Annotated in this window: 14 protein-coding genes and 1 pseudogene; 9 read left to right on the plus strand and 6 right to left on the minus strand. The window is 56.7% G+C overall.

The annotated features are described in order from the left end of the window. Positions 1-606: 606 nt before the first annotated feature. The 4 genes from E2L05_RS08480 to E2L05_RS08495 form a co-directional block, all read right to left on the minus strand. On the minus strand, positions 607-1,551 hold the full coding sequence (locus tag E2L05_RS08480; RefSeq protein ID WP_133342492.1) for an ABC transporter permease: 945 nt from the start codon (positions 1,549-1,551) through the stop codon (positions 607-609). Beyond that, positions 1,548-2,609 (minus strand): ABC transporter permease, encoded by a 1,062-nt coding sequence (locus tag E2L05_RS08485; protein ID WP_133342493.1) that lies wholly within the window; start codon positions 2,607-2,609, stop codon positions 1,548-1,550. The genes E2L05_RS08480 and E2L05_RS08485 overlap by 4 nt, the downstream gene beginning before the upstream one ends. A 164-nt stretch (positions 2,610-2,773) precedes the next feature. Then, positions 2,774-3,531, minus strand: a protein-coding gene (locus E2L05_RS08490) for an IS5 family transposase (RefSeq protein WP_133342494.1) whose coding sequence is annotated in 2 segments (ribosomal slippage) — positions 2,774-3,210 and positions 3,210-3,531 — 759 coding nt in all. Because the reading frame shifts where the segments join, the coding sequence is not laid out codon by codon here. A 345-nt stretch (positions 3,532-3,876) separates the two neighbouring features. After that, positions 3,877-5,439, minus strand: coding sequence for an alpha/beta fold hydrolase (locus E2L05_RS08495; RefSeq protein WP_133342495.1), 1,563 nt, complete (start codon positions 5,437-5,439; stop codon positions 3,877-3,879). 258 nt (positions 5,440-5,697) lie between these two features. Between E2L05_RS08495 and E2L05_RS08500 the strand changes: the two genes are divergently transcribed. Beyond that, the gene (locus E2L05_RS08500) at positions 5,698-6,765 is read left to right on the plus strand and encodes a hypothetical protein (protein ID WP_133342496.1); all 1,068 of its coding nucleotides are present in this window, start codon (positions 5,698-5,700) and stop codon (positions 6,763-6,765) included. A 434-nt stretch (positions 6,766-7,199) separates the two neighbouring features. Here the strand turns inward: E2L05_RS08500 and E2L05_RS08510 are convergent, their stop codons facing one another. After that, complete coding sequence (locus E2L05_RS08510) at positions 7,200-7,712, minus strand: RES family NAD+ phosphorylase (RefSeq protein ID WP_133342497.1); 513 nt, start codon at positions 7,710-7,712, stop codon at positions 7,200-7,202. Then, positions 7,712-8,062 carry an MbcA/ParS/Xre antitoxin family protein gene (locus tag E2L05_RS08515; protein WP_133342498.1) on the minus strand — a complete coding sequence of 117 codons (351 nt, stop codon included), beginning with the start codon at positions 8,060-8,062 and terminating at the stop codon, positions 7,712-7,714. Before E2L05_RS08515 ends, E2L05_RS08510 begins: the two co-directional genes overlap by 1 nt. Before the next feature lie 246 nt (positions 8,063-8,308). Here E2L05_RS08515 and E2L05_RS08520 point away from each other — a divergent pair. The 8 genes and pseudogenes from E2L05_RS08520 to E2L05_RS08555 form a co-directional block, all read left to right on the plus strand. After that, a pseudogene (locus E2L05_RS08520) lies at positions 8,309-8,794 on the plus strand (IS6 family transposase); the annotation flags it as partial. 333 nt (positions 8,795-9,127) lie between these two features. Next, positions 9,128-10,648, plus strand: a complete 1,521-nt coding sequence (locus E2L05_RS08525; RefSeq protein ID WP_133342499.1) for a radical SAM protein — start codon at positions 9,128-9,130, stop codon at positions 10,646-10,648. A gap of 55 nt (positions 10,649-10,703) precedes the next feature. After that, positions 10,704-12,419 (plus strand): AMP-binding protein, encoded by a 1,716-nt coding sequence (locus E2L05_RS08530; protein ID WP_165971717.1) that lies wholly within the window; start codon positions 10,704-10,706, stop codon positions 12,417-12,419. Next, complete coding sequence (locus E2L05_RS08535; RefSeq protein ID WP_133342501.1) at positions 12,416-14,593, plus strand: cytochrome P450; 2,178 nt, start codon at positions 12,416-12,418, stop codon at positions 14,591-14,593. The genes E2L05_RS08530 and E2L05_RS08535 overlap by 4 nt, the downstream gene beginning before the upstream one ends. After that, positions 14,586-14,837 (plus strand): acyl carrier protein, encoded by a 252-nt coding sequence (locus E2L05_RS08540; RefSeq protein ID WP_133342502.1) that lies wholly within the window; start codon positions 14,586-14,588, stop codon positions 14,835-14,837. The genes E2L05_RS08535 and E2L05_RS08540 overlap by 8 nt, the downstream gene beginning before the upstream one ends. Continuing rightward, positions 14,837-16,522 (plus strand): carbamoyltransferase family protein, encoded by a 1,686-nt coding sequence (locus E2L05_RS08545; protein WP_133342503.1) that lies wholly within the window; start codon positions 14,837-14,839, stop codon positions 16,520-16,522. The genes E2L05_RS08540 and E2L05_RS08545 overlap by 1 nt, the downstream gene beginning before the upstream one ends. A gap of 275 nt (positions 16,523-16,797) precedes the next feature. Beyond that, the gene (locus tag E2L05_RS08550) at positions 16,798-18,096 is read left to right on the plus strand and encodes a hypothetical protein (protein ID WP_133342504.1); all 1,299 of its coding nucleotides are present in this window, start codon (positions 16,798-16,800) and stop codon (positions 18,094-18,096) included. Continuing rightward, entirely contained in the window at positions 18,083-18,991 is a 909-nt protein-coding gene (locus E2L05_RS08555; protein WP_133342505.1) for a hypothetical protein, read from the plus strand. The genes E2L05_RS08550 and E2L05_RS08555 overlap by 14 nt, the downstream gene beginning before the upstream one ends. Positions 18,992-19,167 lie beyond the last annotated feature (176 nt).

The raw sequence follows: 19,167 nt of genomic DNA on the forward strand, positions 1-19,167 counted from the left end.
TTCTCTGGGGCCCAAATTCTCTGAACCTATTGACTGCGCTCTTTTGGTGAATTTTTTTAAGGCATTGTATTCGAATGAAGTTTTCCGGGGCGAACCTAAACACTTCGATCGGAGTCGCGTTCGATCAGATGGAATCGGCGTCCAACCTTCGCTTCTCGCCACGCACCTGTGTTGGCCGCATTTCCGCAACGAAGTACTGCGGATGTTGTTGGCAAGTCGGGCGCACTGCCGACTTTCGCTGCGTCCCGCACGAACGGCCGCGATGCGCAGGAAGCAGACTTTGCAAACCGGCGCGGTCAGGGCCGCCCTCGAAGGCAAACCCGGCCCACAGCGGCCATTGCCGATGCCATCAACCGCCGCACTGCAGCTCTCCAAGAGCCGCCATTGGTTCAGGTTTCTACATTTTGCCTAAGTGAATGGCTGCAGAGCGGACATAATCGTGACAGGACCAGTTCATGTCGCAAAGGCCCGCTGTCTTGGCCCCACTTTCGACGAGCACCACTTCGTCCGGCGGGCCGTTGTTGCCGTCGGTTTCTCTGAAGTACGCCGTGGCTGCGACTTTGCCACATCGCTTAATGCGTCTAAAATCAAGTATGCTCGCCGCAACTACCGTTCTCCTCTGAAATACGGCACTCCTAGTCGTTGTGGTTCCTCTGACCGTCCTCGACGCGCCTTAAATATCATTAGGACAATTGCAAGAACGTAGGGCAGGGCTAGGAAAATCTGGTAAGGCATAGCAACGCCAACACCTTGAATCTGTAGTTGCAAAGCATCAAGAAAGGCAAAGACAAGGGCTGCCATCAGAATCCCACCAGGGCGCCAATTGCCTGCGATCACAATCACTAAGGCAAGCCAGCCACGGCCAGCCGAGATATCCGGGACAAAACGCACAACTGAGCCAATGGTAATGAAGGCGCCACCCAGCCCGATCAGAACACCGCCCAGGATCACCGCAGAATATTGCCTTAGCGAAACACTCATCCCCTTGGTGTCGATCACTTTCGGGTTTTCGCCGAGCGCGCGGATCTCTAGTCCCCACTTTGTCCGGTATAGTAGGAACCAGACAGCAGGGACCGCCATAAACGCCAAGTAGGTCAACAGTTTTTGTTGGAATAGAATATCGCCGATGTAGGGAATATCGGACAAAAGCGGGATCGGCTGTGTCGCCATGACGACGATGTAGGGCTCCTCACCGCCTTGGAAGAAGGTCTTGTATAAATAGAGGGACATCCCTGCCGCCAATAGATTCAACGATAACCCGGTAACGACCTGTTCGACCTTTAGGGTCGCTGCCATGAAAACCATTAGGAACGCCATCACGGCCCCGACAAACATTGCAAAAAGAACACCTATGAAGTTGTTTCCGAACCAGAAGCTGCCCGCAAACCCCGCAAAGGCGGCCATAAGGAGCGTGCCTTCGACACCGAGGTTCAGAATACCTGCGCGTTCGGTGATCAGCTCCCCCAAGGCAGCAAAAAGCAGCGGCGTGGCAATGCGCACTGCGGCTGCAAACATGCTGATAAGAACAGCCTCCTGAAAAAGATCGTTCATTGTTTTGCCTCGATTACTATTTTATAACGCGCCAGCACGGCGGCGGTCAGGAAGAAGATCAAGATGATCGCTTGGATGGCATCGGTCATTGTGCTGGGTACGCCGGTTGCCACCTGTAATTTTATGCCTCCATTCACGAAGCCGCCAAAAAGGATGGCAACGAAAATCACAGCGATAGGGTTGAGCAGAGCAATCACAGCAATAATGATACCGGTGAATCCGAAGCCCAAGGATATGTCAGGCTTCATGCGGGCGTGAACACCAAAGACCTCGATGACACCAGCAAGCCCAGCAACGGCACCACTTATCAGCATGGCCGTAATTATAGTGCGCTCGATCCTGATGCCTTTGAACCGTGAGGCGAGTTTGTTCATGCCAACAGCCCGAATCTCGTATCCAAGGCTAGATTTGGTGATGACAAAGTAGGTGATAATCGCCACAGCGACCGCGATCGGAAAGCCCAGATGCAAACGCGTCGCTGGCAAGACGAAGGGAAGTAAAGCATCACTGTCAATTTTTGGGGATTGAAGGACGAACTGCGACGGGTCCCTCCAGGGGCCAACAAGCAGATACGATACCAAGTAGTGGATAATGTAGTTCATCATCACTGTCGTCAGAATCTCGTTCACCCGATACTTCGCGCTGAGATATCCGGCCAATCCCCCGCAGAGACCGCCGCCAAGCGCGCCTGCGACGAACAGCAAGGGGATCAAAATCGGGAGGGGCAGGGGGCCAACGCTTGTATAGAGCCAGTATGACATCATCGCCCCAGCATAAAGCTGGCCCTCAGCGCCGATGTTCCAGATCCTAGCCCGGAATGCGACTGACACAGCGACACCGGTTAGAATAAGTGGGGTGGCCTTGATCAAAGTCTTCCAAGTCGCGCGCCAATCGCCGAATGCACCGTCCCAAAGAGCTGCGAAGGCTTGCCAAATGTCGGCACCTGCCGTCAGAAGGAGTAGAGCGCAGACAACGCCAGAGGCCGCCAGAGCGATCACGACCGATCCGATTTGCCAGATGTTGCTCGCGACAAGGCGCTTTTCTATGTTGATGTTCATGCGATGCCCTTCTCCGCAATTGCGTCCTGTCGTGAGCTGTCGTCGGAGTGTCCCGCCATGAGCAGGCCTATCTTTTCAATATCGGCGTTGTCGTGCGCGAACTCGCCAACTATCTTGCCTTTGAAGATGACAAGAATGCGGTCAGACAAAGCTAGGGTCAGGACTCATAGCCAATAGATGACGGTTGCTGCGAGCGCGATTGCGGAGAGGAAGACCTTCGGGCACCTGTCGTATCGAGTTGCGACGCGCCGCCAGTCCTTGAGCCTGCCGAACATGATCTCGATCCGGTTGCGTCGTTTGTAGCGGCGCTTGTCGTATTTCACGATCGTCTTGCGCTGCGTTCGACCCGGGATACAGGCGCGTATCCCTTTGTCTTTCAACGCGTCTCTGAACCAGTCGGCGTCGTAGCCTCGGTCTCCGAGCAGCCATTCGACCTTTGGCAAGCCGCCCAGCAATGCCCGTGCGCCAATGTAGTCGCTGACCTGTCCAGCGGTGACAAAGAGGTCAAGCGGCCGCCCCTGGCTGTCGCAGATGGCGTGCAGCTTGGTGTTCATGCCGCCCTTGGTGCGCCCGATCAGACGACCGCGCCCCCCTTTTTGACGCCCATACTGGTCGCGGTCCGGTGTGCCTTCAGATACGTCGCGTCGATCATCGCCGCTTTCTTCTCGCCGTGCTCAGCGGCCAAGCCAACCATGATGCGAGCAAAAACGCCCTTGTCGCTCCATCGCTTCCAGCGATTATACAGGGTCTTGTGCGGACCGTACTCCGCAGGTGCATCGCGCCACCGCAACCCATTACGATTGATGAAGATAATACCACTCAGCACCCGCCGGTCATCGACGCGCGGCTTACCGTGGGACTTCGGAAAATAGGGCTCCAGACGTGCCATCTGCGCGTCGCTCAGCCAGAAGAGATCAGACATGTTCACCGCTCGCTTTTCGAACCGTGAATCACGCCATCCGACGGAAATCAATGGGTCCTGACCCTAGAACCTCAAACGTCTGGCCAAAATGGTTCCGAGCTAGGCGTCAGAACCACGCCTGATCGTTTCAGCCAAAAACACTGCCTTTGACCGCAATCACAGCGGGTTGGAAAGGACCTGATCCGGTAAACACAACATGTAGCAGGTCGAGTGTTTCACCAATATCGGTCGTTTCTGCCGCACGGGTTCTGGCAAGGGGGGTGTGTCCAGTCAGCGAACTTATCTGACCTTCGCAATGGTACGGGCCGTAGGTACTTTTTCACTCTATCTAATTAATCGGCAAGGCTAGCGTACAAGCTCCGCCGACTTCCGGTCGGCGGCAAGAGAGGTGAGGATACCATCAAGCCGTTGACCAAGTACAAGATGGCCAGCGCCTTCAAATGCCTGGAACGTCGCAGTCGGAAGGACCTCGACCATCACTCTTGCGTCTTCAATCGGGCAAAGCGTATCCTCTGTCCCGTGGAAGAAGCGCATTGGCCGAGTTAAATGCTGTAAATCTTCCACCCAGTCGGATTGCAAATGTGCGACCTCGTCAATTGAGGCACGCGTCGCCTTGTTTGCAATGAGGCGGAGCCAATCGCCAAGAAAAAGCTTGGTGTAGGATTCTTCAATGCTTGCTACGTCAGACGGCGCGTGCCGGAGCATGAAATCCAGTGACCGACGGGACAAGGCTGGGACCCGTGCGATCGCGTTATAGACCCTAGTCAGCCCCGAGATTACACGATCAACGTTCCGAATACGGTTGGACACTTCCAATAACAGCGTCAGTGGACGTGGTAAAAATCGCTCCGCATCTTTCGGGCGGACCGCTTGAGGCGTCGCCACCAAGACAAGTTCGCTGACTTGATCGGGGAACGCGCGGGTGAATTGTGCCGCCCAAGAACAGCCTGCGCTCTCGCCCATACAGATGACGGGCTCGCCGCAGAAGTAATCGGCAATGTCCGACGCAGCCTGAAGAATCTGATATTGTGCTCCGCGGCCTCCTGGCTCAGCGCGAAAGAAATGGCGCGGGATCATGAGAATGCGCAGGTTACGTTCCTTCAACGTCTCGACCATGTTTGTCGTGAACATCATCGGGGCTAGCATGGAGTGGAAGTACAGGATTGGCTGTCCCCGGCGGGCGCCGAATTCCCATACCGGCACATCCCGCGAAGTACCTATGGAAATCGAATGGATCACGACATCCCGACCATAGGTGCGTTGCGCAAGCTCGACCTCTGGTCTGCGTTGGTCCGGCTGCAAGAGATCGTTCAACACATCCGAGGATATTGCGAGCGACACTTCGCGAAGCAATGCTGCTTGGCCGCTCAGGCTTGCCTTTTCCAAGATCGTCCGGACCTGCTTTCTCTTGGTGTCGTAGCTGGCCCCAGTGTAATCCGCCGCAGACTGGAGATTATGGCCTGCTAGCAGCAAGCTAACCAACGAATACTCACTTGGGGTCAGCGACATACCGGTAGCGGCATTGAACAGCTCACGTTCAATTGACACCGCCACGAAAGCGACCTCTGCAGGCGCAAGGGGCCAGCGATCTAATCGATTAAAGATGAAGATCAAAGCATCCTTTGACATCACAAAAGTGGGCGCTTTGGCATATTCCTTAAAGGCGGGGAGGCTTTCGGGAAAGGTGGGTTCGTCCCCCTGTGCCAGCGGATGAATCAATCGCTGCGCCATTTGATCGTAGACCATGACGGGGTACTGGCACCCATCGAAGGCGCCAAAAAAGAACTGTTCGCACGCTTGCACACCATCTGGCACTGAGAGCGCCCCAGCAGCGCGCCCGGACCATGCTGGAAGCCCCAATTGAATGGTCTCAACCAGCGCAGATCTTGGTTTCTGCGGTAGACTCACAGCAGCGCCTCCTTACGGTTTCAGGACACATTGCCCTTAGGAAATCCCACACATCAAGTCTACGAATGGCTTTCTTAGCCGTTACCCCCCTTGAGGGGGGAGTGCCCAGTTGGCCTATGTGCAATCCTCATCTGCGAACCGTTCGGCAGCTGATGCGAAGTGAACAGGCGCGCGAGCCAGCGGCTAACTACCTGACTATGATTTCCCATCGTGATTACGTCAACGGCGACTAGATAGACTGAGAAAGGCATACCGAAAATGGCATCTAATAATAAGACTGAAGATAGAAATTCCCTTACCGTCAACCAGAGTGCAGACAAAAGGCTTCCAGATATTAGGGGTGAAGCGCGCTACGCCATTAAAGGAAAATGGAGAGGGCGGAAGCTTGTTCTTAGGAACACCGGAAGTTCAGACATCGTCGCAAAAGTTCAGTTTAGAAATATTTTTGGGCAATGCGCTTGGTCAAAAACGTCGATTTATCTGTTCACTAGTTTGCTCTTGGCCAACTCTGCCCATGCGGCCACTATGTTGTCGGCTCAAGTGAACCGTCTTTTTACTGAGACTTGCTCATCGGACACATCAGACTGTGGAGATGGAATTTCCGTCGAAGCCGATTTATTTGCCGGTGATTTCTCACTTGGGGTTGTTGGGTTGTCTAAGGCATCTGCAAAGGCGAATGAAGAGACGGGCGAACTTAAAATTTATGGTGAGATTACCACAACAAATACCAGCACCAGGGGTGAGCAGGCACGTGCCGACGCAAGTATTTCAGGGTCATTTACGACGACAGGAGCGGGGACGCTAACAGCATACCTGTTTACCGAGGGATCGTACTATGCCTATGACGTGGATGATTATGGGAATGACCAAGCTGTTTTGGATGTTTCATCTATTCTGACTGTGCAGACCGCAGGCACTGGCCTTGATTTCAACACAGAACAATACATCGTCGAGGACAACTGGGAAAACGTTCAAGACCATGGCACCGGCGAACGGGTCGAAATGAGCGGGACTATCGGGGATTGGCTTGTCGTTTCAAGGCAGGTTTCTGTCGGTCAAAGGGTCACGATCAGAGCTTCGGTAGGCGCAGGCCTCGCTAGCGGATACGGATTTTTTGATTTTGGCAATACAAGTAAGTTGTTTGTCACCACGTCTGAGGGACTGAGCATTTTCGCAGCAGACAGTAACCCGGGCTTCTTGAGCAACCCCGCATTGTCGATGTCTGATCTGCCGGGTGCCACAGTCGTGCCCCTGCCGGCTGGTATTGTGCTGGGTCTGTCATCCTTGGCTTTGCTGGGGGCACTCAAAGCCCGGCGGAAAATCTAGCGAGCGCACGCCCCTATCCCCCACGTGCGTCATTGGCCTGTTGGTATAAACAAGCGCGGGGGGTTACCCTTTGAAGACAGACATTACAGGTAAAGAGGGCACCGTAAAGTTAACTGTCATTGGCCATGCTAAAGCTTGGAAAACGCATCAGGGACTTTGGAGCGTATTTTCACGGTATCACCCTGGGCCAACGTCAAGACCAGTTTGATCCAGTGGCTTTGATCAAGCGTGTGGCCAAAACCGCTATGCAAACCGCCTAGTGTCCACCGCGGTGGACGTCTGATCGGTAACTATTGCAATGACGCGCCACCTCTCCAATTGCGTCAAGGCCACCGAGCCAAAACCCACCAGGGCGATACTGTGCGGTCATTCCGGGTCCCTCGGACCAACCGATGTCCATCGCGGTGGGCAAATGAGACACCAATCCTCACAGCTCACATCCGTGACAGCCGCTCTTCGTCATCCACGACTTCCAAAGAACCGTTGTGGTCAGTCCAAGCCCATAACACGATGTTGAAGTCCAATGACAACGCGCCCTTCGCAAAACTCTGGATCAGAAACCCCGCAAACCGATCCGCAATGAGGGTGCTTGCTAAATCCTGTGTCGGCACAGGTTGGCCATTGAGCATCTTCATGCGCCATGCAGGGTCGGCAAGCATTGACGCTGTCATACCATACTGTTCAAGTCCGTCCTGATCGCGGGTATCGAAAATAGGCCCAAGGTCGGCCTTGTAGGACACCAGGATCGTAGGTTGCAGGCTGCCGACCTGGTTGGCTTCTCTAAGAGCGGTCGCGGGGTCCAGCGAGGTGTAGAGTGCAGGGGTGCCCTTGGCGTTAAAGCGCCCTCCGTAGAGTTCAGCGCCACGTCCGGACAGAGGTTCACGCGCATAGATCGGGTTCAGGGCGCGATAGAGTGGCCCTGTGTAGCGTCCATCTTTCAGCGGCATCAGGCAAAGACGCCCGCATCGACCGCATCGATGTATTCCAGAACCTGCTGTGCTTTGCCTTCCTGCACGAGTTGCATGGCAGTCCGGCCATCAAAACCGGGCAGTGGCTCTGACCGGTACCACGCATAGGCCATCAGTTCCGATCCAAAACGCGGTTCGACTTTGTTCAGCACCTCTACCAGTTCGCGCAGGCGGCGCTGTGTCTTGTCCGAACTTATGCGGGCTCGCCTCTGTAACGCGTCTTTGCCCAAACCCACGGTCAATGCGATTTCCTCAGCCGAAGTGCGCAACGCTGCGGCGATCTTGCGCGGTTCGAACTGCCCAGCTTCGGCAAAGCTCGTGATCTGCATGATCTATGATCCTCCAGTGATACTGACGATATATAGCGTCAACAATGCTGATTTTCAAGTTGTCAGGGGGTGCTGTGCCTTCGTTTCCCATGCGGCACGGTAAAGTTAGTGCATGGCCTGCGTTGCTGTGGGATAGGGCCGCATGATCAAAACGAGCATCTCACCGCTCTATCACCGCCTTCGATTTCCACCTGACGTGATCGCTCAGGCGGTCTGGTCGTAGTTCATGTGTCCGCTCAGTTTGCTGACAAGTGGCATCTCGATAAGGTCGTGATCACGATGAGTGGCAAGAAACACTGGCTGTCGCGCGCTGTCGATCAGGACGGTTTTGTTTTGGATGTTCTGGTGCAAAGCCGTCGCAAAACGGTGGCAGCAAAGCGCCTGATGCGAAACCTTCTGAAGCGACAGGGATCGGCGCCACGCGTGATGATCACCGATAAACCGCGTTCATGCGGAGCGGCGAAACGAGAGGTCATGCCCGGTGTCAAACATCGGTCGCACAAGGGGCTAAACAACCGCTCCGAGACTTCTCACCAGCGGACACGGCACCGATAACGAGGAATGAAGAGATTCAAATCGCCTGATCATTTGCAGCGATTTTCATCCATCCACGAACCGATCGCCAACCTGTTACACCTACCGCGCCACGAAATGCCACGCACCGACTTCCGCGAAATGAGATCGCTGGCCATGCCGATTTGGCGCGAAATCGCTCAAGTTGAAGGGGCGTAAGGCCGCGCTCACTGAATTTCTCTGGCCAACGACATTTGACTTTTCGGTGCCCAACAGCGCCGTTCAAACTGAAAAACGCAGGTATCTCTAAACACTGTGCACCGCACGAACCTTGGTGGGTCAGGAAGCCGAAATCCCGTGCCTTCGACTTCCTCGGACAGGATGTGAGTCATAGTCGCTCCGCACAAGTGGAAGATCCGTTCTTGCCATTCCGGATAACGGGTTGCATACTTTCTGAGGGATCTGAAGTGTGTGAGCTTGATGCGCCCCGCAAGCCTCTATCTGCTGGAAATGACAGGCATTCCGATAGATCCAGTGTCCTGAGGAAGAGCTGTGAAAATATACATCATCGCGCCCGCTGTGGCCTACGAGGCTGATACCTTGGTGACGGACGCGGTTCTCAACATTGAAGGGCGCTTCGCGGTCATGGCTTCAGCGGCGGTTACCACGGTGGCGGCGCTTTTCAGCGGTGCGTTTGAACTCAAGCTTTGCGATGAACAGATCGAAGACGTGGATTTCGACGATCCATCAGACATCGTCGCGATCAGTATCAACGTGGCTCAGGCACAGCGCGGGATCGAGATCGCGCGCGCGTTCAGGGAACGGGGAAAAACGGTCATTCTTGGCGGTCCGCACGTGTCGCTCTCACCCGAAACCTTTGAAGGGATGGCGGATTGCATGGTGATCGGCGAATTCGAGACAATCGCCGCCGAAGTGACGCGGGATCTTGTGGATGGCAAGCTAAAGCCACGATACCAAGGTACCCAAGCCGATCTCGCCGAGGCGCCGATTCCTCGTTGGGACCTTTATCCCAATGATCGCGCGGTCACAGGAGTCATCCAGACAAGCCGCGGCTGTCCGTTCGAGTGCAATTTCTGCGACGTCATCCAGTATCTGGGCCGCAAGCAGCGCCACAAACCCGTCCCGAAGGTCGTTGAGGAAGCTCAGGTCCTCTATGATCACGGCTACCGGACGATAAGCCTTTCCGACGATAATTTTACGGTCAACCGCAAGAAGTCGCGCGCCCTGCTGGAGGGACTGGCAGCGTGGAACGGTCGCGACGGACGGCAGCCCGTCCAATTTTCGACACAGGCGTCCATCGATTTGGCGCGAGACGGCGAACTTGTCGCGATGTGCAGCGAAGCGGGGCTGCGCGAGATTTTTGTTGGCATCGAAACCAGCGACGAAGCCGCCCTGGTCGAGTCTCAGAAGCGCCAGAACCTTCGTCGCGATCTTGTCGCCGACGCTTCCGCCATCGTGTCCGGCGGTGTGGTCCTCCTGTCCGGGATGATGGTTGGTTTCGACAGCGACGGACTGGACTGCTTTGAGCGGCAACTGGCTTTTGGCATGGCGCTTCCGGTCGTGAATATCCGCGTCACGGTTCTGGTTGCGCCGGTCGCGACCCCGCTGTTTGACCAGATGCGTCACGATGGCCGTCTGGTGGGTGACGGGAAAATGGCACTCCTTCCTGGCGCGGGTCTTTTGACAAACATCATACCGAAGAACATGACGCGCCAGCAACTTGCCGAAGGCGCACGATGGCTTGTATGCGAGCTTTATGATCCCGACAATGCCATCAGCAGGTTCGAACGCGTGGCATCGATCCTCAAGGCACCTGCGGAACACCTTGTTCCGACAAGCGGCAAAGCGGCGCTTGGTACGGGATCTGCCGGAATTCTGACCCTGATCCGCGAAAGCGCGCGCGACCCGGGCGCGGGCCGTGTGATCGAGGCGGTCAGTGAATTGTCGAAGAAGCGGCCCGAAATCTCGCGCGATCTGACGAACATGCTGGCGATGTACCTGAATACCTACCGATCAATAGAAAGAGCGGGTCAGAGCGAACAAGTGTTGTAGTTTTGTCTATGCCGCGCGAGGTATCAGCGGCCCGGAAAGGTGATCGGATTTGCCATTGGAACAATTGCCTGCGTTGAGACAAATTCGACCTAACCCGGTCGGAGGAACGCTCAAGCACGATTTGGAGCATGTCTTGTCTTTGCGCCGGGATACTCCCGTCGTGACGGTTCTGGATCGGCGGGGCCGGGCCACGACGTTGACGGGCAAGGACCTGCAGGACCGTGTCGATCAGACCCTCCAGCTTTGGCGCAACCACATCGGCCCCGGCCCGCATGTCCTTGTTGCGGCCCTGCCAGCGGGCGAAGATTTTGTGGTGTCGCTCGTTGCGTCGCTTATCGGTGAAGGAACCATTGTGCCGGTCGCGCTGCCTCGCAAGACTGATCCACCGGGACGACTCGAAAACATAGCACGAACCTGCGGAGCCACCGCAGTGCTGTGCACAAGCCACAGCCGTTCCGCCGTCGAAGCGCAACTGGCCGACCACAGCGGGCTGACCGCGTGCTCTGTACTCGCGATAGATGCTCCTGAAGTTGCCAGGACGACCACGGCATACATCCCCGGTGCACCGGCGTATCCGGTTATCCAGCACACGTCCGGTTCAACATCGCGCCCAAAGGCGGTTCCGATCTCGGCGCAGCAGATCCGGGAGAACTGCAGCTTGATCCAATCCCTCTGGGGCATGGGGTCGGATACGGTGCTGGTCAACTGGTTGCCGCACTATCATGACATGGGGCTGATGGGGTGCATCATTTACCCGCTTCTCAGCGCAGCACATTCGGTGCAGATGAGCCCATTCGACATGATCCGGCGGCCGGCTTCGTGGCTCGAAGCGATTTCGACGCACAGGGGAACGCTGAGCGGTGGGCCGACTTTCGCCTTTATGGAATGTCTCGAAAGGATCTCTGACGCCGAGGCGCGCGACCTCGACCTGAGTTCGTGGACAAGGGCATTTTGCGGTGCGGAACCGATCCCCAGCGGCTTGCTGGACCGCTTCCACGACCGTTTTGCCGCCAACGGCCTTGCTAGGGAGGCAGTATTCGCCTGCTATGGAATGGCCGAGTGCACCCTTTTCGCGGCGGGAGAACCAGGACTTCGCCCCGCGAACGACGACATCCCGGCACCTTTCAAGAACGTCGAGGGCTGTTTGCTTTCCGCCACAACGCGTGCCCTGATACGGATAGCCGATCCCGAAACGGGTGGTGAGAGGTCCGAGGGCGAAACTGGCGAGGTCTGGGTCAGGGGGGCGTCGCTTAGCGAGAGCTACCTTGGTGAGGATGACAGCGCCCAAAATGAATTCTTCACAGACGCTGACGGGACCACGTGGTTGCGCACCGGCGATCTTGGCGGGATCCATAATGGGCGCCTGTATGTCACGGGGCGCACGAAGGACATTATAATCGTCCGTGGGCGTAACGTCGCCTCCGCCGAGGTCGAATGGCTCGCTGCACGCGAGCATCGCGATCTCAACCCGTCGGCCGCAGCGGCCTTCGCCCTGGGGCCGGACGAAAATGGCGACGCGGACCTTTTCATCGAATTGCGCACAGGTGCTGCACCAATGGAAAATCCGGAGGCCGTCGCAGCGCGCATTCGCAAATCGCTCGCCGCCAGTTCCGGTGTCCAGCTTGAAACCATCAGTGTCTTGCGCCGGGGCACGCTTCCAAGAACCAGCAGTGGCAAGATCAGGCGCCAGCAGGTGATGAAGGACCGAGAGTCGCTTTTGCGTGAGGCGGTGTTTTTTGATCGCGCCGCCTTTGAGCGAGTAGCGCCATGACACGCGGGATTTGGGCCGATAAGGCGGACTTCGTGACGGAGCCCGCTATGGCGGCGGCGGTTCTACGGGGTTTGGATCTTCCGCGCATTGACAGCTATCTTGACGAGGTCGCGCGGCGCGGCGACATTGATCTTGACGCGCTGCGCCGGTTGTCTGCCAACACGCTGGTATCCATGTCGGGTGCCGATCATCTGCGGACCCGCAAAGTCATTGCCCCATTCTTCAGCAGATCGGGACTTCGTCCATGGTTGGACGGGATATCCCAAAGTTGCCTAACCGCCTGCGACGGTCTTGCCAACGCATCCGATCCGGATCTCGTGCGCGATTTCACGTTGCCACTTTTCCTAGCGGTAATGCCAGAAATCCTTGGTCTGCATTTGCCACCGACGCGCGAAGCATTCGAGGCTGTCGAGACAGCACAGCGCCTGACCGAACCCTATCTTTCGGTGACTACGCTGAAGGCATTGAACGCGGCGGCCGCGTCCCTTGTCGCGACCTGTGCCGTCGAGTGCGATGCGCGGAAAGCGGCAGGCGCACCGACACTTCTGGAATTCATGCGCGCGCGGCGAGACGAGTTGCCCGCCGACCTCGACCCCGAGTATTTCGTGGTTGGCCTTCTGGTTGGATCGAATTCAGCCACACAATCGCTTGCCTTTGCGCTGCACGGGTTGCTGAGCGGCCCCGTATCCTGGTGGCACGAAGCGGCTGAATCGGGGTGGGCACTGGAAAACAGCGGCGAGTTGCTGGGCCACTATCAATCGACCCGAACCCTTGTTCGTGTCGCCGGGCAAAACACCGAAATTGAAGGCTGCCCGTTCCGCGAGGGCCAGCACACCATCATCGATATCGTGGCGGTGAATTCCAAACTGCGCCAGAAGCATAACCAGCGCGATGCGCACATGAGTTTCGGTAGCGGCCCGCACAAATGCCCCGGGCTGTTCCTGAGTGAACTCCTTTTTGAAAGCGCAGTTCCCGTTCTGGCGCGCCGGTTTCCAAATCTTACACTGAAACCCGACGAATGCCGCTTTGTCGTCACGCCCATGATGCAGGCGCCGACCGCGCTGCCCTGTGATCTTGGCAAAACCTCGCGGCGTATTTCGCAGCGTTTGTGCGATATACGGGATATGAACACCGCCCGTGGCATCCTTTCTGCGCAAGATGCCTTTCGTACGCCCCCGATGGAAAGTCACTTGAGGGCTTTGGCGCAGGCCAGCGACCGTGACCTCGGCCCGGCGATCCATATCGCGCGAAACGCGATGTTCTTCATGGAGGGCGACCGCCACGTCGCACTGCGTGATGCCCTTCAGGGTCTGCTTGGCGCATCGTCGATCAGTAAATGGACACCGGTGATTGACCGGTTAGTCACAGGCCTTCTCGATAGTCTGGCGAACCGGCGACGCGTGGATTTAGTGCGAGATTTTTCGGATCCATTGCGTGAAAAGGCAATGATGCGGATATTGGGTATTTCCTGTGGCGATATGGATCGGTTCACCGTGATCGCTCCGCGATTTCAGGAGGTGCTGGAACCGTGGCTGTCGTTTCGGGATCTGCAGAACGTGCAGTCGGTCTTTGCGGAGGCACTGTCCTTCATGACAGTTCCCGACAATGGCCAAGATATGCCGTCGGTCTTGGAAAGCCTACTCGCTGATCCGCCCGAAGGATTTGATGAGAATGACCTGAAAGCCGTCGTTCTTGTACTCTACGGTGCGAGCTTCAACCTGTCGCACACGCTTTCGAATGCACTGAAATGGGTGCTAAACTGCCCACCGGAAGTTCGTGCAATGGCCGCCGATCTGGATTGGTTAGGTGCCAATCTCGAGGATCTGATCGCACGCTGCAGCGCCCCGAAATTCATATACCGCGTGGCCGGTGAAGCGACGCAGGCCGGGCCACTGAAACTCAACAGGGGTGACACGGCACGTCTGAACCTACGCGTGTTGAACCGCCAGACGAAGGATGGCAGGGGCCATGTGTCGTTCGGTCAGGGACTGCACCGGTGCATGGGCGCCGCCGTCTCGCGCCATGTCATAAAACACGCCATACCGGCTCTTTTCCAACGCTTCCCTGACCTGGAACCGGTTGCCCAAATGCATCTTTATCACCCGATGTCGCAGACAGTGGCGCTTGCCACGCTGCCCTGCGACACTTTCAAGGAAAAGGCACAGCATGTCTGACGTCAACGAAACCGCTCTGTTCTCGTTCCTTCGCGAGCAGATCGCCCAACGCACCCGGTCAGCACCCGAAACGATCAGCGAAGACATGACACTGTCGGACATTGGACTGCAATCCATCGACGCGGTTCTGGTGTGCGGCGAAGTCGAGGACCGGTTCAATGTGGAGATTGATCCAGCCGAAATCTTCGAACATGACTCGCTTCGCGAGTTTGCCCAGTCGGTCCTGTCTCGCATGGCTGGCTGATGGCGCTTTACCATTTGGGACTATCCACATCGGGCCACGACCCGGCGCTGGCGCTTGTTGATGCGCAGGGCAGACTCGTCTTTGCCGAGGCAACCGAACGGTTCTTGCAGGACAAGCGCGCCTGGGGGATTGCGCCGGACCACGTCAATCACCTTCTCTCTGCGCTCCAGCAGGTCGGTTTCGACCTTGCTTCTGACACCCTGACAGTTGCGACAACTTGGAAGAAGGCCAAGGCGGAACTTCCAGTGCAGATCACGGGCGATCTGTTGCCGGCCTCTGACGCGCTTTGGTTGCGCGAGTTGCAGGCCGGTTTGCACGCGCGTGCAGGTGCGTCGCTTCTCAGGTTAGGGCTTGCCCGGGACATGCCAGAGGTGCGCCGTTACGACCACCACCTGTGCCACGCCATAACGGCCTGTGGATTTGCCCCCGCGCAATCGGCCGCCTGCCTGATCATAGACGGCGAGGGCGAAGCAGGGGCGGTATCGTTCTATAACCTGCGCGACCGCAGGCTGACACGTCAGTGGCGGTCTTGGGGGCCGGGCAGCCTTGGGACCCTCTACGCATGGCTCACCCAGCTTTGCGGCTTTGATTGGCGGCTTGGCGAGGAATGGAAGGTCATGGGACTTGCTGCCTATGGCACGGTCCAGCCGCAGATCCGCGACTTGCTACTATCGCTGCTCACGGCCGAGAACGGGCGACTTCGCTTTGCCGACCGTGACAGGCTGCTTGAAATTGCAGGTAAAATATCGGTTTTCGCACGGTCCGGGGATGCCCCTTTGATGGATGCGGCGGACTTGGCCGCCAGCGGGCAGGCCGCCTACGCGGCCTTGGCTGATCGGATACTCGACACATGCAACGAAGGTTCGGAGGGGAACCTGATCCTCGGCGGCGGTTGCGCGCTGAACTCTTCGTACAACGGTACCATCGTCGGGCACACCAAGTTTGAACGTCTGTTTGTTCCGCCCGCCCCGGCGGACGATGGGAATGCGGTCGGCGCAGCTTTGCTCAGTTGGATGCAGACAACGGGCATCGACAAGGTGCCGGTTCTGCCTGCAGTGCCGTACTTGGGGTCGGCTGCTTCGGCCTCAAGCGTGGCGAAAATAGGCAACATGCACGGGCTGGCACAGGTTTCCGATATTTCCGGGACCAGCGAAACGCGGGTTGCGCAACTGCTCGCGCAAGGCAAAATTATCGGCGTTATGCGTGGGAGGGCAGAGTTCGGGCCCCGTGCCCTCGGCAACAGGTCGATCCTTGCCGACCCGCGCGCTCCTGACATGAAAGACCGGATCAACCGTCTGGTCAAAGGCCGCGAGCCATACCGTCCTTTTGCGCCAGTCCTGTGTGTCGAGGACGTCGGCGATTGGTTCGAGAACGCGCAGCCGTCACCCTACATGTCGATCACGCTGCGGTGGCGACGAGATCGCGCACTGCTCGTGCCCGCAGTCGTTCATCAGGACGGCACCGGGCGCCTTCAGACGGTCGACACGGAAACGACCCCTTGGATGCACGGCCTCGTGCGGGCGTTTGAACAGGAAACCGGGGTTCCCGTCATTCTCAACACCAGCTTCAACATCATGGGAAGTCCCATGGTTCATAAGGTCGAAGATGCCCTTGCGGCCTTTGCGACCACCGGACTTGATGCGCTCGTCATTGAGGACATGCTGATCGAGAAATATAAAGCGTAGGGTTGGAACCTGTAATTGCCTGAACTTAGACAGACAATCAAGAAACGAAAATTCTGGCAAACAGGCCGCAAGATTTGAATTTCCTATCGACCACATTCATAGTTCTTTTTCTGCCAGCAACTTTTCTTGGTTTTTTTCTTCTGCGCAGCATCGCACCGAAATGGTCGATCCCATTTCTGGTCATGATGTCGCTCGGTTTCCTTGCGTCGAACTCGCTGCTGAGCTTGTGCCTTATTATCGGGACCATATGCGTAAACCGAAGCTGCGCGAGATACATGGTCGACCTGCCGGAGCATCGGACAGCGATCCTTCTGGTCGGCCTGATCGCCAATATCGCAAGCGTTGCATGGTTCAAACTAAACCCGACGGCGCATCCGAGCTCAGGCGATTTCTTTCTGGTTGCGGGAATCCCTCTTGGCCTGTCGTTTTATGCCTTCAAGCAAGTGACCTATCTGCTAGATCGCTACGAAAACCGCGCGCCTGACGCACCGCTGTCTCAGTATCTGCTTTTCTCGACATTCTTTGCGCATTTGCCTGCGGGTCCGATAACGCCGTACCGCGTTTTACAGCCGCAGCTACTTCGGCTTTCTAGCGAGAGGGTGGATCTTGGTCTGCTCGCCGCGGGCACAGCCCTCGCCATTGTTGGGGCCTTCAAATTGCGCTTCTTTTCAGGTCATATCGGCGCCTTGACGACCCCGGTTTATGAGGCTGCGAAAAGCGGCGCGGAAACCTGCGGCCCGGAGGCGGTTGTTGCAAGTTTCGGTTTTCTTCTTGAACTTTACTACAACTTTTCAGGTTATTCCGATATCGCAATAGGCATCGCATTGTGCCTTGGCCTTCGGCTATCGCCTAATTTCGACAGTCCGCTGAAGTCTTTTCGATTGGGCGACTATGTCATGCGCTGGCACATGTCGCTCATACAATTCGCCCGAAATTATTTTTTCTTCTACCTGCAGAGGGCGCTTGCACGGAACATCCCCTTTCGCAGGGCGCTATGGCGCCGCGTTGCGGCGTGGACCCTTTCAGTTCTGGTGACCTTCCCGATGGTCATGCTCTGGCACAGTGTGGACAGGGTGACGTTGGCAGTCAGTATCCTTGGCGCCTTGGCCGTAATTGTCGCATCCTTTCTCCGCTTACGGTCAAGGCCTGGACCGGCTGAAGGTGGGCTTTTTACAAGGGTTGTCGGATTTGGGGTTTGCATTTCGGTCGCATCGCTTTCAGTCGTTTTCCTTCGGGGTGGCGATCTCAATACCGCTCTGAACATTCTGGCAGGACTTGGGAACTGGGGGGGGCAATATTCTTTGCTGTCGATCGGAGCACCGGGTGTGGAGACCTGTCCGACGTTATCAAAAGCACCGACAGACATCATCGGTCTTGCAATCCTTTTTCTGGCCGCTGCAATCGCCTTTCTGGCACCCAACTCATCCCGCATGTTCGGAACTCTCCCACAGCAGAACGGAACCCTGATTTTCAAACCAAGTCTCGCCTGGGCAGCGTTCCTTGGAGTTCTTGGCTGGCTTGCCTGGCTGTCCAACACACCGCTCTCCGGATTCGTCATCTATGAAAATTTCTGAACCGCTTGGGCCTCTTTGCTTCCTGTGTATCTTGATCGCCTTTTTTGGGGTGGCCGTTGCCGCAACTGAAATCCTGCGAGCACGCGCAAACGTTTTGAACGAGACGACCCGCGTCCTTCCTGAAACGCAGGGACTTCCAGGCCCCTTGCATTACTATCCCAAGCAGGCGAATGCGTGGCTCGAGAATACCGCTTCGGCATCGCAAGCCGAAGTTTGGGTGATCGGGACTTCGGTCAGCCTGCGAGGCTTTGATCCCTGTGCCACGTCCGGCATGGCGAACTTCTCGCGTAGCGCCGCAGACATCACGGCCGCGGCGCGATGGGCGGGCAAGGCCGCAACTGAGAACCCTCACATAGAAACCATCGTGCTCGAACTGTCCTTGAGCGAGCCGGATATGAATCTCGATGCTGATGCTTCTCGGACCATAAACTTTGTTCTAGCTCTGCAAAAATTTCTTCAGGGAGAAGAATGGGTCGCAACGCCGGATGACAGCGGATCTTGTGCAAACCCTTTTTCAAACAGGTACTTTCCGTTCAAGCCTGTCAGCACTCCGGATCTGGACAGACTTCGGAGCCGCAAGTCTGGCTTCCTTGATAACGCGCGCGGGCTCGGAGACTGGTGCGCGGCCGAAGGCAATCGCCGGATCATCTTTCACCTTCCTCCACTCAATCCGGTTGTCTATCGCAGACAACCGGAGCTGGAGCCGGTGATGAAGGAAGTCTCGGGTATTCTGTCGACCCTCGTTCAGGACTTTACGGCGCTGCATCCCGCCTGCAACGCGGTATTCCGCGCCCCAGATGCCGACGCGTCAACGCCCGAGGACTGGATGGACGGCCTCCACTTCAGGCCGTCCTTCGGCACCCCATATCTGGAGAGCCTGCTTCGCCAACCATAGCGACGAGCCCGTTGAAAATGCCGAAAAACCGAGTGTATGAAGGTGTCAACGCCGACTGTACTTCCCTCAAAACCGATCTCGCCATGAAAAGCGCCGGTCGCCGACAGCTTATGTGATTATTTGGGACGGAACACTAGTGGAACCGGCGAACTGCTGGTTGTTACGCTTAGAACGGT

Origin of the sequence: Meridianimarinicoccus aquatilis (assembly GCF_004358675.1) — a bacterium.
GTDB classification, from domain to species: domain Bacteria; phylum Pseudomonadota; class Alphaproteobacteria; order Rhodobacterales; family Rhodobacteraceae; genus Meridianimarinicoccus; species Meridianimarinicoccus aquatilis.

Bases quoted from the DNA above. Each gene is read 5' to 3' on its own strand.
- E2L05_RS08555 (WP_133342505.1), top strand. From the start codon at position 18,083: ATGAAAATTTCTGAACCGCTTGGGCCTCTTTGCTTCCTGTGTATCTTG.
- E2L05_RS08545 (WP_133342503.1), top strand. From the start codon at position 14,837: ATGGCGCTTTACCATTTGGGACTATCCACATCGGGCCACGACCCGGCG.
- E2L05_RS08480 (WP_133342492.1), bottom strand. From the start codon at position 1,551: ATGAACGATCTTTTTCAGGAGGCTGTTCTTATCAGCATGTTTGCAGCC.
- E2L05_RS08550 (WP_133342504.1), top strand. From the start codon at position 16,798: ATGGTCGACCTGCCGGAGCATCGGACAGCGATCCTTCTGGTCGGCCTG.
- E2L05_RS08510 (WP_133342497.1), bottom strand. From the start codon at position 7,712: ATGCCGCTGAAAGATGGACGCTACACAGGGCCACTCTATCGCGCCCTG.
- E2L05_RS08485 (WP_133342493.1), bottom strand. From the start codon at position 2,609: ATGAACATCAACATAGAAAAGCGCCTTGTCGCGAGCAACATCTGGCAA.
- E2L05_RS08535 (WP_133342501.1), top strand. From the start codon at position 12,416: ATGACACGCGGGATTTGGGCCGATAAGGCGGACTTCGTGACGGAGCCC.
- E2L05_RS08515 (WP_133342498.1), bottom strand. From the start codon at position 8,062: ATGCAGATCACGAGCTTTGCCGAAGCTGGGCAGTTCGAACCGCGCAAG.
- E2L05_RS08500 (WP_133342496.1), top strand. From the start codon at position 5,698: ATGGCATCTAATAATAAGACTGAAGATAGAAATTCCCTTACCGTCAAC.
- E2L05_RS08540 (WP_133342502.1), top strand. From the start codon at position 14,586: ATGTCTGACGTCAACGAAACCGCTCTGTTCTCGTTCCTTCGCGAGCAG.